The 13132-nt window shown below is 60.6% G+C and carries 15 protein-coding genes; 3 read left to right on the top strand and 12 right to left on the bottom strand.

What is annotated here, in order from left to right; translation table 11 throughout:
* The first annotated feature begins 33 nt into the window (after positions 1 to 33).
* Positions 34 to 354 carry a type II toxin-antitoxin system RelE/ParE family toxin gene (locus CAG22_RS22960; RefSeq protein WP_085590300.1) on the top strand — a complete coding sequence of 107 codons (321 nt, stop codon included), beginning with the start codon at positions 34 to 36 and terminating at the stop codon, positions 352 to 354.
* Entirely contained in the window at positions 351 to 638 is a 288-nt protein-coding gene (nadS, locus tag CAG22_RS22955) for a NadS family protein (protein ID WP_085706250.1), read from the top strand. Before CAG22_RS22960 ends, nadS begins: the two co-directional genes overlap by 4 nt.
* An 82-nt stretch (positions 639 to 720) precedes the next feature.
* On the opposite strand, the gene CAG22_RS22950 is transcribed toward nadS, so the two are convergent.
* Positions 721 to 1788: a glycerophosphodiester phosphodiesterase family protein gene (locus CAG22_RS22950; protein WP_085590304.1), complete on the bottom strand. Its 1068-nt coding sequence runs from the start codon at positions 1786 to 1788 to the stop codon at positions 721 to 723.
* 239 nt (positions 1789 to 2027) lie between these two features.
* Here CAG22_RS22950 and CAG22_RS22945 point away from each other — a divergent pair, with 239 nt between their 5' ends.
* On the top strand, positions 2028 to 3038 hold the full coding sequence (locus CAG22_RS22945; RefSeq protein ID WP_085706249.1) for a DUF4917 family protein: 1011 nt from the start codon (positions 2028 to 2030) through the stop codon (positions 3036 to 3038).
* Between the two features lie 250 nt (positions 3039 to 3288).
* Here the strand turns inward: CAG22_RS22945 and CAG22_RS22940 are convergent, their stop codons facing one another.
* From CAG22_RS22940 to CAG22_RS22895, 11 genes are all read right to left on the bottom strand, one after another.
* Positions 3289 to 4128 (bottom strand): IS3 family transposase, encoded by an 840-nt coding sequence (locus tag CAG22_RS22940; RefSeq protein ID WP_256582446.1) that lies wholly within the window; start codon positions 4126 to 4128, stop codon positions 3289 to 3291.
* Positions 4129 to 4136: 8 nt separating this feature from the next.
* Complete coding sequence (locus tag CAG22_RS28810) at positions 4137 to 4445, bottom strand: transposase (protein WP_133970486.1); 309 nt, start codon at positions 4443 to 4445, stop codon at positions 4137 to 4139.
* Positions 4446 to 4831: 386 nt separating this feature from the next.
* A complete protein-coding gene (locus CAG22_RS22935) occupies positions 4832 to 5875 on the bottom strand; it encodes a lipopolysaccharide assembly protein LapB (protein WP_085614245.1) in 1044 nt (347 codons plus the stop codon).
* 1 nt (position 5876) lies between these two features.
* Positions 5877 to 6845 carry a type II secretion system F family protein gene (locus tag CAG22_RS22930; RefSeq protein WP_085692290.1) on the bottom strand — a complete coding sequence of 323 codons (969 nt, stop codon included), beginning with the start codon at positions 6843 to 6845 and terminating at the stop codon, positions 5877 to 5879.
* A 27-nt stretch (positions 6846 to 6872) separates the two neighbouring features.
* Complete coding sequence (locus CAG22_RS22925; protein WP_085590313.1) at positions 6873 to 7859, bottom strand: type II secretion system F family protein; 987 nt, start codon at positions 7857 to 7859, stop codon at positions 6873 to 6875.
* Entirely contained in the window at positions 7856 to 9298 is a 1443-nt protein-coding gene (locus tag CAG22_RS22920; protein ID WP_085590315.1) for a CpaF family protein, read from the bottom strand. The genes CAG22_RS22925 and CAG22_RS22920 overlap by 4 nt, the downstream gene beginning before the upstream one ends.
* 3 nt (positions 9299 to 9301) lie before the next feature.
* Complete coding sequence (locus tag CAG22_RS22915; protein WP_085590317.1) at positions 9302 to 10519, bottom strand: AAA family ATPase; 1218 nt, start codon at positions 10517 to 10519, stop codon at positions 9302 to 9304.
* The gene (locus CAG22_RS22910) at positions 10513 to 11016 is read right to left on the bottom strand and encodes a TadE/TadG family type IV pilus assembly protein (RefSeq protein ID WP_085590319.1); all 504 of its coding nucleotides are present in this window, start codon (positions 11014 to 11016) and stop codon (positions 10513 to 10515) included. The genes CAG22_RS22915 and CAG22_RS22910 overlap by 7 nt, the downstream gene beginning before the upstream one ends.
* Positions 11016 to 11486 carry a TadE/TadG family type IV pilus assembly protein gene (locus CAG22_RS22905; protein ID WP_085590321.1) on the bottom strand — a complete coding sequence of 157 codons (471 nt, stop codon included), beginning with the start codon at positions 11484 to 11486 and terminating at the stop codon, positions 11016 to 11018. Before CAG22_RS22905 ends, CAG22_RS22910 begins: the two co-directional genes overlap by 1 nt.
* A gap of 9 nt (positions 11487 to 11495) precedes the next feature.
* Entirely contained in the window at positions 11496 to 12839 is a 1344-nt protein-coding gene (locus CAG22_RS22900; protein WP_085590323.1) for a TadE/TadG family type IV pilus assembly protein, read from the bottom strand.
* Between the two features lie 11 nt (positions 12840 to 12850).
* Complete coding sequence (locus CAG22_RS22895; RefSeq protein WP_085590325.1) at positions 12851 to 13132, bottom strand: hypothetical protein; 282 nt, start codon at positions 13130 to 13132, stop codon at positions 12851 to 12853.

Genomic DNA, 13132 nt, shown 5'->3' with positions numbered 1-13132 from the left:
ACCGGCAGCTACGCCAATGGCGTACACTCTGCTATGCTTTTCACTGAAACAACCTTGTTCACCAAACGAGTCAGAGAACTCCTTGATGATGACACCTATCGCTTGCTGCAAGTCAGGCTCATGGCTTCACCTGAGGCAGGAGACCTGATTGAGGGAACCGGTGGCCTACGCAAAATACGAGTGCCCGCTAACGGGCATGGAAAACGCGGTGGTGCCAGGGTTATCTACTACCACTTCATATCCAGATCACAGATAGCCATGCTCTACATCTACGGCAAAAATGAGCAGCCCGATCTGTCCAGCGAGCAGCGCAAGGCATTGAAGTCCATCATTGAACACTGGAGGCATGCATGAACCGCTTTTTTGACGAACTGATGGAGAGCGTTCAACAGATGGAAGACATCGTCCAGGGCAAGTGCGCGCCGTCTCGCGAATTCGCAATCGATGCTCTTCAGGTACGAAGCATCCGCAGGGCAACAGGGCTTTCACAAGTACGCTTTGCCGAGATGATCGATGTTCAGGTCGCCACGCTGAGAAATTGGGAACAAGGCCGACGAGAACCGACCGGGCCAGCCAAGGCATTGTTACGTGCGATACGCAACGATCCAGATCATGTACTGAAGGCCCTTGCTCACTGACATAGGCCCGCCTGACCAGCATGATCACCTGTGACCGACTGTTCAGCGCTTTGGCCGCTACAAACCGTCCGCCTGCAACCATTCAGTATCCCAACCTCTCCAGCATCACAACCTCTGGCTCCGCCGGACGCTGATAGAACCGTAGCAACGCCCCCGTGCGGTTGGTAAAGATCCCGTCGACACCCGCCTTCATCGCCTTGTCGAAGTCCACCGGTTCGTCGAGGGTGTACGCATGCACCAGCAAATCCCGCGCCTGGCTGGCCTGGTTCATCCAGGGCTGGATCAGGTCGGCATAGCTCTGTTCGCCCAGATGAGTGCGCATGGCAGAAGGCCCCGTACCGACCGCACCGCCCTGCCTGGCCTGATCGAGCCAGCGCAGGAATTCTGCCTGGTCCTTCGGCTGCTGACGGGCATAGAACACGGCCTTGTCGGTTTCACCCGAGTCAGCGAAATCCTGCCCGGAAGCGGGCTCGATGGTTTTTGTCCCCACCCACAGCAGGAGTACCTTCGGCACCTGCGGCATGGCCTCGTGCAGCAACGCCAGGCTGTTGCGGTCGAAGGTCTGCAACACCACACGGCCTGGCCGGTCGAGCCAGCCGCGGGCTGCGAGGCGCGCCTTCAGGTCCTGCTCGATACCCGGGAACTGCTTGGGGACCTTGGTCTCGATGTACAACCCGGGGTGCCGCTCGGGGTTGCCTTCGGCGATGTCGATGACCTCGTCCAGGGTGAGGATCGGCAGTTTGCGGAAAGAGGCCCGGGCGCGCGCCGGGTAGGCCTGGTTGAACCAGCTGCCAGCATCCAGCGACTTCAGCTCGGCGAGCGTGAAGGCGCTGACCGGGCTGTCCTTTCGCTCTGGGAAGCGCTCGGCGACATCGCTGGTACGCGACAGCACATCGTCATGGACCACCACCAGCACGCCGTCACTGCTGCGTTGCAGGTCGAGTTCCAGGTAGTCGGCGCCCTGGTCGCGGGCCAGCAGGTATGCAGGGGTGGTGGATTCCGGGGCATCGTACGAGGCGCCGCGGTGGGCGATCACCGCCGGGTGCGCAATGCCGTGGGCGGTGGCCAGGGCCTTGCCATTGCTGGCGGAAGCGGCCGATACAGTGAACAAAGCGGTCAGAGCCAAGAAACTGAACATGGGATTGCGCATGGATAAGTCCTTTATCGTCCTGTGAACCTTGCGCTGCCTGTTCTGGCCCCTTCGCGGGCACGCCCGCTCCCACAGGTACTGCATTGAATTCATGGGCAGTGTAATTCCTGTGGGAGCGGGCGTGCCCGCGAAGGGGCCGGCATTGCCGACACAAGGCCCTTGCCTGGATACAACCCTCGCACACCTTGCATGACATGCTAAAGTCGCCCCCGTTCCCGCTCCACCCAACGGACCCCAGCATGCCCGCACTAGACGCCACCCTCACCCCCTGGCCGGAACTCGCCACCCACCACCCTTGCGACGCCCTGCTGCTGGGCAACGGCGCCAGCCGCGTGCTGTGGAAGCCGTTCGGCTACTTCTCGCTGTTCGAGGAAGCGCAACGTGCCGGCCGCAAGAAAGGCCTGGCCGTGAGCGACCAGGCACTCTTCAAGTCGCTGGGTACGGAACTGTTCGAGCCGGTGCTCAGCGCCCTCAACACCACCGTGCGAACCAACGCCGCGCTGGCCATCAACTCCACCGCGCCGCTGAACCGCTACTACTCGATCAAGGAAGCGCTGATACACGCCGTACGCACGGTGCACCTGCCGTGGCCACTCATGCCGGCCACGACCCTGGCAACCCTCAACCAGGCCCTGCGCGGCTACCGCAGCGTCTACACCAGCAACTACGACCTGCTGCTACCGTGGGCCGTGCAACACGCCCCGCACGGCTTCGCCGAACTGTTCGACGAGCAAGGCTTCTTCGACGTGCGCCGCACCAACGGCGAAGGCACGCGGGTGCTGCATCTGCATGGCGGCCTGCACCTGCTCAAGCTGCCCGACGGCACCACCTGCCAACGCAGCGCCGACAGCGCCGAACTGCTCGATGGTTTTGCCGTGAACATCCCGGGCGAAGTGCCGCTGTTCATCAACGAAGACCGCAGCGACGAGAAACTGCGCGCCATCCGCAACTCTGACTACCTGGGCTGGTGCCTGGGGCAACTGGCGCGGGAAAGCCAGGGGCTATGCCTGTTCGGGCTGCACCTGGACAGCAGTGACCAGCATCTGCTCGAAGCCATCCGACAGGCCCGACCGATGCATCTGTCGATTGCCATAAGGCCGTTGAGCGAGGCATCGGTGATCAACCAGAAGCAGCATTTTGTCGACAGGTTCGGGGATATGCCCGGGACCGTGCTGCATTTCTTCGATGCCAGTACGCATCCGTTGGGGCAAGCAGCGTTGGCTATTGAAGCACCGCTCACCCACAGGTGAAGTGGACCAATTGGGGGCCGCTTTGCGGCCCATCGCCGGCAAGCCAGCTCCCACAGGGATCGCGCAACTCCTGATTCTGCGCGGTGCCTGTGGGAGCTGGCTTGCCGGCGATGGGCTGCAAGGCAGCCCCGTTTACGCTATCTGTCAGGCATCAGGGCTTGCCAGCTCCCACAGGGTTCGCGCAACTCCTGAATTCTGCGCGGTACCTGTGGGAGCCGGCTTGTTCTGGTCAAGTTTTTCCGGACACCGGTTACGGTGATCGAGCCGCCTGCTGCTCCATAGCTATTGGTGACAGGTAGTCGTTGTGGCTGTGGAGCCTGATTCGGTTGTATCGCATGAAGAAGCTGGTCATATCCTGCTTGGCTTCTTCAATTTCCTTGTAGCCCTTGGGCGGCACCCATTCTGACTTGAGCGTCCCAAAGAAACGCTCTGTTGGTGCGTTGTCCCAGCATTGTCCCCTGCGACTCATGCTCTGCGTTATACCATGCTCAAGCAGCTCGGACTGGAAGCGCTGGCTGGTGTACTGGCAGCCTTGATCCGAGTGAAACATCAAGCCTGCATGCTTGCCCCTAACCCCTACTGCCATCCTCAGCGCCTTGCTAACCAAGTTGGCGTCGTTGATCAGGGAAAACGCCCAGCCAACGATCCGACGCGCAAACAAGTCAATCACTACTGCCAGGTGATACCAGCGCTTCCCGACCATCAAACTGGTCACATCACCGCACCAGACCTGGTTAATTGCTGTTGGCTCAAAGTTACGTTCGAGCAGGTTCTTGGCCACAAACGCTTCAACGCCTTTGGAGCGATTCCGATGCGGACGACGCTGCTTGCTTTCCAGATTTGCCTCCTCCATGAGTTTTCCGGCCAGATACCGTCCCACCTTGAACTGCTGGGCCTTCAGGTACTCAGAGATCATTCTCGCGCCCGCGCTCCCCCTGCTTTCGACGTGCAGCTGAACTACTTTCTCTCTGAGTTCGTCACGCTCGGTATTCGGTGTTGAACGACGGCGAAGCCAGTCATAAAACGCGCTACGGGATACGCTCAGCGCACTGCAAAGAAGGCTGGTCGGATACGAGCCTGACTCTCTCAGTTCCTCAATCAGGAAAAACGATCGGGATCCGACATCAAGAGAGCCGTAGCCTTTTTTAAGATTTCAGCCTCGGTCTCCAGGCGCTTGATCTTGGCTCGCAGCTGCTGGAGCTCTCGTTGTTCGTCGCTGATCGCTTTGGTACCGGCTACTGGCTGGCCCTTCTGTCGCTCTTTACGTACCTGATCAACCCAGCGGCGCAGGGCTGTAGGGCCGACGTCCATTGAAGCGCAGACGTCGGGAATCGAGCAGTGGTCATCAAGGACCATGCTGGCAGCACGTTGCTTGAACTCGCGGGTGTAGGTCTTTCGTTCTTGCATGGAACCTCCTGATTGGGCGAATCATATCGCCCTTAAGAGGTGTCCGGGATCATTAGGCCAGTTCAGCTTGCCGGCGATGGGCTGCGTAGCAGCCCCGTTTACGCTATCTGACAGGCATCAGGGCTTGCCCGCTCCCACAGGGATCGCGCAGCTCCTGAATTCTGCGCGGTACCTGTGGGAGCTGGCTTGCCGGCGATGGGCTGCGTAGCAGCCCCGTTTACGCTATCTGACAGGCATCAGGGCTTGCCCGCTCCCACAGGGTTCGCGCAACTCCTGAATTCTGCGCGGTACCTGTGGGAGCCGGCTTGCCGGCGATGGGCTGCGTAGCAGCCCCGTTTACGCTATCTGTCAGGCATCAGGGCTTGCCCGCTTAACCACTCGCCCCATCAAGGCGCCGACGCGGTTGTCACCTGCACGGCCGGGCCAACTGCAACCGGCTCGGGCATCGCGACATCGCCGCCCAGCTGGCGGATCTGCCGAATCTGCTGGACCCTGTTCAGGTTTTCCCAGGCGACGGGATAGTGCCCCGGCGACAACTCGATCGCGCTGCGGAAGAACTGCTCAGCCACATCCAGCTTGCCTTCCACCAGGCAGACATAGCCGACATCATTGCTGGCCTCGGCACGCTTTTCGACCTGTTCGAAGGCAGACACCGCCTCCTCATAGCGCCCCATGCGAGCCAGCAGCAACCCATAGTTGCGCCAAAGCGGTTTGTAGGTGCCGTCGTAGCTCACACCACGTTTGTACCGGAGCTCGGCATCGGCCCATTGCCCGGCCATGTAGTAGGAATACCCCAGGCTGTTCTGCACCAACGCCGAACGCGGATCGATGAGCTCGGCCAGGCGGTAGTAGGTCTGCGCCTCGGCGAAGTTGTCGGCCAGATCCGCGAGCACCCCCAGCCCGTTGTAGGCCTTGAGCGGCGACTTGCTGTCGACCCTGAGCGCAGCCGCCCCTGTCTGGGTGTTGGCCGGGTCCTTGGCGAAGCGTTTCTGATCCACGGCAACTGCCTTCAACAGCATCACCTTGGCCTGCTCATGTTTACGCATGGACAGGTTCAGCAGGCCCATTTCCGTCAAGGCATCGGGGTTTTCAGGTGCCTTGCTCAGTACCTCGGTGAAGGCCATCTCGGCAAGCTGGTTATTGCCCCGTTCGCGGTGGATACGGCCAACCCAGACCAGGGCCTCATAACGTTCGGGCGCCAGCTCGAGGACGCGCAGGTACTGGTACAGCGCCTGGTCCAGGTCACCGGCCTGGTAAGCCATAGCAGCCATCTGCATCGCCTGGTCGGGCGAGTTGCTTTGCGACTGCACTTGGTAGAGCACCGAATTGCCAGCGGAGTAGACAGAACGCACCCCATTCAAGTCTGGCCCAGTGCTCTGGCAACCCGAGAGCACGGCGATCATGGTCAACAGCAAGCTGATCCTGTTCATGTCATGGATTCCCGAACGTTTTAAGTATCCCGATGATCACCGGGCCGATGGCTACCAGAAAGAAGCTTGGCCACAGACAGAAAATTAGCGGAAAAACCAGCTTTGTTCCGATCTTCGCGCCCATTTCCTCGGCGGCCTGCATGCGCCGGTCACGAAACTCCTCGGCGTAGATTCGCAAGGTGGCCGCTACGCTGGTGCCGAAGCGGATGCTTTGGGCCAACAGGCTGACCAAGCCTTGGATGTCTTCCAGCCCGGTCCGGTCCGCCAGTTGCCTGAGCGCTTCGGTACTGGAAATACCGGCGCGGATTTGCGCATTGACCAACGCCAGTTCCTCGGCCAGCTCGGCCTGGCTGACCGACATTTCTTCGGCCACCCGCTCGATTGCATGGGGTAACGCCAGACCCGATTCTACGCACACCACCATCAAGTCCAGGGCATCTGGAAAGGCCGCACGCAACCGACCCTGCCGAGCCGTCTTGCGCTTGTCGATATACAGTGCCGGCAGCAACCATCCGACTGCAGCCCCTGTGAGCACCACAGCGATAATCACGGTTGAGGAAAGGTTGGGTACCAGTGGCAGTGTCAACAGCGATATACCAACCAGAATCAGCGGCAACAGCAAACGAACCGCCCAGTACACCTGTACCGCTGACGCCGAGCCGTAACCCGCGTGGGTCAAAAGGGTTCGGGTGGCTGACGCCTGCCCTTGCTCAGACGGGCCAAGGCGCCGACCGACCCGCTCCAGCAGGAGTTGCAGATTGCCTGGCGCCTCCCGCCCGGCCGCAGCGCTGGAGTGATCACGCTTGATTAATGCAAGACGACGTTGCAGAGGGCTCTGCAACCCCAGCACCAGTAACGTCACGGTGATCACCGCAATGACCGTACTCACCCCGATCGCACCGACGATCAGCAGGCGTGTCAGTGCCTCATTGTCCGTCACCCGACTTAATAAACCGAGCAAATAATCCATGACCGACGCCCCCGTTGCGAGAACTGCTTAAACCTGGATTCGGATGATCTTGCGAATCCAGAAGATCCCGACCAGCATGGAGCCAAAAGCCGCCATGATGAGCTTTTGGCCGAAAGGATCGTTGACCAGCGTTGGCAAATACGTGGGGCTAGTGAGCATGATCCCCGCCGCCAGCACAAAGGGTACGGCCACCAGGACCCAAGCCGACATTCGCCCTTCGGCCGACATCGTCTTGACCTTGCGTTGAAAGCGAAAACGCCCCCGGATCAGGCTACTCAGACGCTCCAGAACTTCGGTAAGGTTGCCGCCAGTCTCGCGATGAATGAGGATCGAAGTCACCATCATCATCACCGTCATACTCGGCACCCGTTCCAGCAGGCCAAGCATGGCCCGGCGCACATCGTTACCGTAGTTGATATCGGCGAAGGTCAGGCCGAATTCATGCGCCACCGGTCCCTTGTGCTCCTCTGCCACCAGGCGCAGGGTTTCATTGAAGGGATGCCCAGCGCGCAATGCCCGGCACATGGCTTCCAGCGCATCCGGCAAACCCTCCTCGAATCTGGCGAAACGCATGCCACGGTCATGGGTGATTTTCAGCAGCGGCAACCAGAACGCCACGAACGCTACCGCCAGCGCCAACCACCAGTAAGGAAAGAACATCCAGGCCAGCATCCCGGCAGCCGCTGCCAGAACGAGCCCCATCAGAAATACCCGATAGGCCCGGTACTCATGCCCGGCTTGCTCGATCATTTGCGTCAGCGACGCCATGAAGGGTAACTGCTCGAGCCGCGCCTCCAGCGGCGACAAGCGGGTCAGGTACTTCTGCCGCAGCACAGTCTGCATGTTCGGCAGATGGCTTGCCCGCTCCAGGAGCACCAGTCGGCCGCGAATACGTTTGCGTACCTTGCCCGCTTCGCCGAACACTGGCACGACCAATCCTTGGCTGAGGAGAAACACGGCAACAAACACCATGCCTAGAAATATCAGGATGTATTCAACGGGTATCTGGCTCATGGCTGACCAACCTCCATCCATTCAGGCCTGAACATCGTCAGCGGCAACTCGATCCCGCGCTTGGCCAAAGAATCGCGAAACGCTGGGACCATGCCACTTGGCCGGAAATCACCAAGCACCTGGCCCTGCTCGCCCAGGCCATTGCGAACGAATGAGAATATCTCGGTCATGGTGATGATTTCGCCCTCCATGCCGTTGATCTCCTGCACACTGACCAACCGCCGCTTGCCGTCTTCCTGTCGCTCCAGCTGGATCACCACATCGATGGCCGATGCGATCTGCTGGCGCATGGCCTTGATCGGGAAAGTAGCGCCAGACATCAAGACCATGTTCTCGACCCGGCCCAGCGCATCGCGCGCGGTGTTGGCGTGGATGGTAGTCAGGGAACCATCGTGACCAGTGTTCATCGCCGTCAGCATGTCCAGCGCCTCGGCGCCGCGCACCTCACCGATCACGATGCGGTCGGGGCGCATCCGCAGGCTGTTGCGCACCAACTCACGCTGGCCCACCTCGCCGCGCCCCTCGATGTTCGCCGGCCGTGTTTCCAGGCGCACCACATGCGGCTGCTGCAGTTGCAGCTCGGCCGAGTCCTCGATGGTGACGATGCGCTCGTTATGGGGAATGAAACTGGACAGCACATTGAGCATGGTGGTCTTGCCGCAGCCGGTGCCGCCGGAGATCAGCACGTTCAGCCGCCCCCGCACGATCGCCTTGAGCAGCAAGGCGATGGCCGGCGTCAGCGCGCCCGCCTGGATCAGGCTGTCGGTATTGAGCAGGTCCACCGCAAAGCGGCGTATCGAGATACTTGGCCCGTCGATGGCCAGCGGCGGGATGATCGCATTGACCCGCGAACCGTCCTTGAGGCGTGCATCGACCAACGGCGAAGACTCGTCGATACGCCGGCCGAGGCTGGAGACGATGCGGTCAATGATGTTCAGCAGGTGCTGATCGTCGCGAAATCGCACATCGGTGCGCTGCAACTTGCCGAACCGTTCGACGTACACCGAGTCATGCCCGTTGACCAGAATGTCGGACACCGTATGGTCGGCCAGCAGTGGCTCCAGCGGGCCAAGGCCAAGCACTTCGTCGGTGATCTGCTTGATGATCAACTGGCGGCTGGCAGAGCTTACCGGCGCCGAATGCTCATCGAGCAGACGCTGGCAGATATCGCGGATCTGCCGCACGGCCTCGGCCTGCTCGAGCGAGTCGAGCAAGGACAGGTCCATGACCTTGAGCAGTTGCTGATAGGTCTTCTCCCGCCACTCGGCTTCCACCGATGTGACCTGGCTTTTCGTTTCAAACAGAACATCCGGTGCCGAATGTTCCCACGCCATCAGCGCCTCTGCCGGGTCCTTCGCGCCTCCACCCTGCTTCGACGGCGTCAACGCCTCGGGGGTGGCTGCCTGTTTGCGCAAACGGTTACGGAAATCGCTAAGCATGGTTCACCCCCGAAAAACACGCTTGAAGGCGCGTTTGAACAGTCCCGTGTCAGTGTCCACCTGCTTGCCAACCAACTCCTCGGCCAGCCCACGCAGCGCCTGGGTGATCGCGGAGCGAGGTGCTTGCAGGCCTAATGGCACACCCGTGTTCTGGCTCTGATTGATGACGCTGAAGTCATTCGGCAGTTTCACGATATTGGTGCAACGCAGCGCCTCGCCGATATCCTTGAGGCTGACCGGTGCCGCCTTGTCGTAACGGTTGACCACCACCTCCAGCTGATTGCCGCGTACGCCCAGGTCATCGCGCAGAATGCGCGCCAGGGAACTGGCATCGCGCAGGTGGTTGACGCTCTGCTGCACCACGACGTACACCCGGTCGGCCTGCTCCAGCACCGAAGCGGTGATGTGATCGATCTGCCGCGGCAAGTCCGTCACCACCCAGTCATAGTTGGCCCGCGCCAGCTGCAGCAGCGCATCGAGCTGTTCGGCCTGCACATCCTGCGGCAGGCACAGCTCATTGGCGCGGCTGCCAAGCACATGCAAGGACGGGCTGAAATGGCTGCAGAAGCCGCGCAGTGCAACACCATCCATTTCTTTTATCTGCTGCAACACGTCCAGTTGGCTGTGCGACTGCGCCACATCCAGATGATGCGACACGCTGCCAAACTGCAGGTCCAGGTCAAGCAACAGGGTGTTGCCCTTGAGGCTGAGCTGATGCGCCAGGTTGCAGGCCAGCACCGTGCCGCCGGAGCCACCCTTGGCATTCATCACCGCGACCAGTTTGCCTGTTGCCGTGCTGTTGGTCTGGGTTTCCATGACCATACGGTTCAAGGCAGCGATAAGCTCCGTGGCAACGATAGGCTCCGGCAGAAAATCGCGCGCACCGGCCTGCATCGCCAGGCGCATGCCTTCCCGATCGTCCAGCAGGCCACACACCAAAAGTGGGGGGCGCTCATGGGCCGGGCGTTGCAACAAGGCTGCCAGTTCCTCACGCCACAGCTGGCCAACGCGCAGCAGCAGGAAATCGGGCATCCGGTCGAGCCCGTAAAGCGGGTCGCAATGCCCATTGCTCACCTGACGAACATTCACCTCCAGACCGGAGATGCGCTGACAGATTTCTTGCAATTGACGCAAGGCCAAGGCGTCGGAACTGCTGATCAACAGACGCATCCCGGGCTTGATGGAAGTAGCGGATACGGAACTCTCCCTAAGATTCAGCATGGCGTGATCTCCGGTACGACACCCGCCCCGGTATGACGCCCGAGGCTCTCGCGAGGTAAGGTCGCCTTGAATACTGGCAGGGTAATGGGCACCCCAAAACCTGGAATAAACAGGCTGAATTGAAAGTTCTGCAGCGTCAGCTGGACATAGCGGACAGCGGCAAACCCGGTGGCGTTCACCAGATCACCGGGGTTGGCGACCTGTGCACCGTTCTTGTCCAGATAACGCAGGGTAAGGTCCGAAGTGTCCAGGTCGGCCAGCAGGCCACTGGCTCCGCTGTCGCCCGCACTGTTGAATATTGCCCGGCGCAGCACCACCGGATCGCTGATATTGCACACCGCTGCCAGCCGTGCGCCACGCCGAACGGACTCATTCAGCACATTCACGGTGTAGTACAGCCGGCCTATTTCCAGCACCCCGAACAGCAGCGTGAACATCAACGCACTGACGATGGCGAACTCCACCACGTAAACGCCCTGCATGCCTCTGCGCTTCATCACAGTGCCCTCATCACAGTGGTGGCGACCAACGGAAAGTTCAGCGCCGTGCCGCCTCCGATAAAGGCCGGAATGCCGTTGGCGATCAGTGGGGAAAAGACCGCGCTGATGGTGACCTGAACGTGGTCGTTGGTGCCCGCCACCTTGGCCACCTGCACGGTAGTATCAGCCGGCATCCCGGTCAGGCTGCAGGGCGGCGCTGAAGGTGCACCGTACACCGCCACTTTCTTGGTCATGCACTCGAGGTCGGCGCTCACTTCGACCTTGCCAAGGGTCGAGTTCCAGGCCTGGCTGGCGACAAAGCGTGCGGCATCCCGGCTGCCCTGCAGCAAGCTGTTGTACTGGTAAAGCATGCGGCCAAATTCGCCGAAAGCCAGCAAGGTCAGGAGCAACAGTGGCAGGGTGATGGTGAACTCGACGATTGCCACCCCTTGCTGACGTTGTGCACGCTTGAACCGATAAAGTTCCATGACACGCTCCTAGGAGTCGGTGCTCGGTGTGCCACTGCCATTGATAAAGGTTTTGTACAACTGGATGATCTGCGGGCCGGAATCGTCCTGCGGAGTAGGCCCAGGCACGCCGTCACCCTCGCATTGCTTGACGAACTGGCCAAAGATCTGCGAATCCCCACCTGAGTTGTCGGCAGGCTGCACCACATAGAAGCAACCGAAACCAAGGACCGGAATCGATGATGCCCCCGAGTTCTTGCCCGAGCAGTCGCCTACCACGATCTTCAGCATCCGTCGCTCGAAAACTCCACTCGACTGGCAACCCGTACCGCCTGCGACACATGCGGCGGTCTGCGCGGCATAGTCGTTGTAGTCGAACAGCGGCGTGCCGCCAGCAGACAGGTTGCCATTGCTCGAAGTGACGACTTGGCCCTGCTGCTCCACTTGGTTAGGCGTGATTGCGTCGTTGTACTTCATTACCGGATTGCTATAGGTCGTCACCAGGTCTGGCGGATAGTCCGAACTATTGAGCGACCCGGCATACTGGCCGAAGCGAGTATTCAGGCCTTTCACAGCAGGACCAACCGTGTTGCCAGGCTTGGTAGCGGCGTTGTCACCGACATTTCGGCAAACCGAGGCGCCGCCAGCCATGAGTTCGCCAACCTCCTTGCCGCCCGAGCCAAAATCGAGCAGCTGAAAATTGCCCGGGCCAATCGGGTCGCTGTCCTTTGAAGCTGATTTCAAGACCTCCAGGTCACCAAAGCGATACCCCCAGAACATGCCGGTGTCCGGGTTGTATTTGGTCGGGTCCCCACACACCAGCAGCGGCGCAAGATCACATGGACTGGTGGGGCTCGGCCCGGCGGTTGCAATCGCCGTCACACTTTTGGTCCCCACGGTTCCTGTACCGATTGACTGGGCGAAGCTCCAGAAAAAGCCCGCCAGTGAGTAGTTCGATACCGAGACCCGCACATAGGTGGCATTGGCCGGCCCGGGGAAGGAGAAAGGCCCATAGACATTGTCTGCCAACTCCACCACGGCAAATCCGCCAGGGTTGCCGCCGATTGCCGTCAACAGCTCCATGTTGCCAGCGGCCTTGGCATTTTCGTTGAGGGTGAAGAGCGCGGCTGCTCGCGTGGTACTGGCAGAATTGCCAGTGCCCATCACCTGGCTCAGGGTCTTGGCGCCACTGAGGGCGGCGGCGTCCACGGCATTCTGCAGTCGAGTCTTGTTCAACAACATGTGACCGCCATCGAGCACCAACGCTGCCATCATCAGTATCGCCAACAAGGCGATCACGATGATGACAGTCACTGCCCCCCGCTGTTGGCCTCGCGGCGCGGTGAACATCCGTTGAGCTCGAGGAGTCATGATTACGCCCTCAATCAGCGAGTTGAATCAGTGACTTGGATCTGGATCGGCTGACCGATCTGCTGCGCATCGCCAGTCGCCCCCCGATAACCATTCATCACCTTCTCCAGCAACGGCCCATCGGCGCCGACGGCAGGCAGCTCGGTGCCTGGATTGGCGGCCACCTGCTTGTCGGCAATCTGCTGGTAGGTGGTCTGGTAGACGCTGTAACCCAGCGGGCCGACGCGCCCCTCGTCGTACGACATGCAACCGGACACCCCCGACAGCAGCGCGCAACACACGATCATGGTTCTCAT

It is taken from the genome of Pseudomonas sp. B8(2017) (assembly GCF_002113575.1).
GTDB lineage: Bacteria > Pseudomonadota > Gammaproteobacteria > Pseudomonadales > Pseudomonadaceae > Aquipseudomonas > Aquipseudomonas putida_Z.
Note: the sequence above shows the minus strand (reverse complement) of the source record. Positions and strands in the feature narration are given on the sequence as shown.

Coding starts and splice junctions, on each gene's coding strand:
- CAG22_RS22960 (WP_085590300.1), top strand. CDS start 34: ATGCTTTTCACTGAAACAACCTTGTTCACCAAACGAGTCAGAGAACTC.
- nadS (WP_085706250.1), top strand. CDS start 351: ATGAACCGCTTTTTTGACGAACTGATGGAGAGCGTTCAACAGATGGAA.
- CAG22_RS22950 (WP_085590304.1), bottom strand. CDS start 1,788: ATGCGCAATCCCATGTTCAGTTTCTTGGCTCTGACCGCTTTGTTCACT.
- CAG22_RS22945 (WP_085706249.1), top strand. CDS start 2,028: ATGCCCGCACTAGACGCCACCCTCACCCCCTGGCCGGAACTCGCCACC.
- CAG22_RS28810 (WP_133970486.1), bottom strand. CDS start 4,445: ATGCAAGAACGAAAGACCTACACCCGCGAGTTCAAGCAACGTGCTGCC.
- CAG22_RS22935 (WP_085614245.1), bottom strand. CDS start 5,875: ATGAACAGGATCAGCTTGCTGTTGACCATGATCGCCGTGCTCTCGGGT.
- CAG22_RS22930 (WP_085692290.1), bottom strand. CDS start 6,845: ATGGATTATTTGCTCGGTTTATTAAGTCGGGTGACGGACAATGAGGCA.
- CAG22_RS22925 (WP_085590313.1), bottom strand. CDS start 7,859: ATGAGCCAGATACCCGTTGAATACATCCTGATATTTCTAGGCATGGTG.
- CAG22_RS22920 (WP_085590315.1), bottom strand. CDS start 9,298: ATGCTTAGCGATTTCCGTAACCGTTTGCGCAAACAGGCAGCCACCCCC.
- CAG22_RS22915 (WP_085590317.1), bottom strand. CDS start 10,519: ATGCTGAATCTTAGGGAGAGTTCCGTATCCGCTACTTCCATCAAGCCC.
- CAG22_RS22910 (WP_085590319.1), bottom strand. CDS start 11,016: ATGAAGCGCAGAGGCATGCAGGGCGTTTACGTGGTGGAGTTCGCCATC.
- CAG22_RS22905 (WP_085590321.1), bottom strand. CDS start 11,486: ATGGAACTTTATCGGTTCAAGCGTGCACAACGTCAGCAAGGGGTGGCA.
- CAG22_RS22895 (WP_085590325.1), bottom strand. CDS start 13,132: ATGAGAACCATGATCGTGTGTTGCGCGCTGCTGTCGGGGGTGTCCGGT.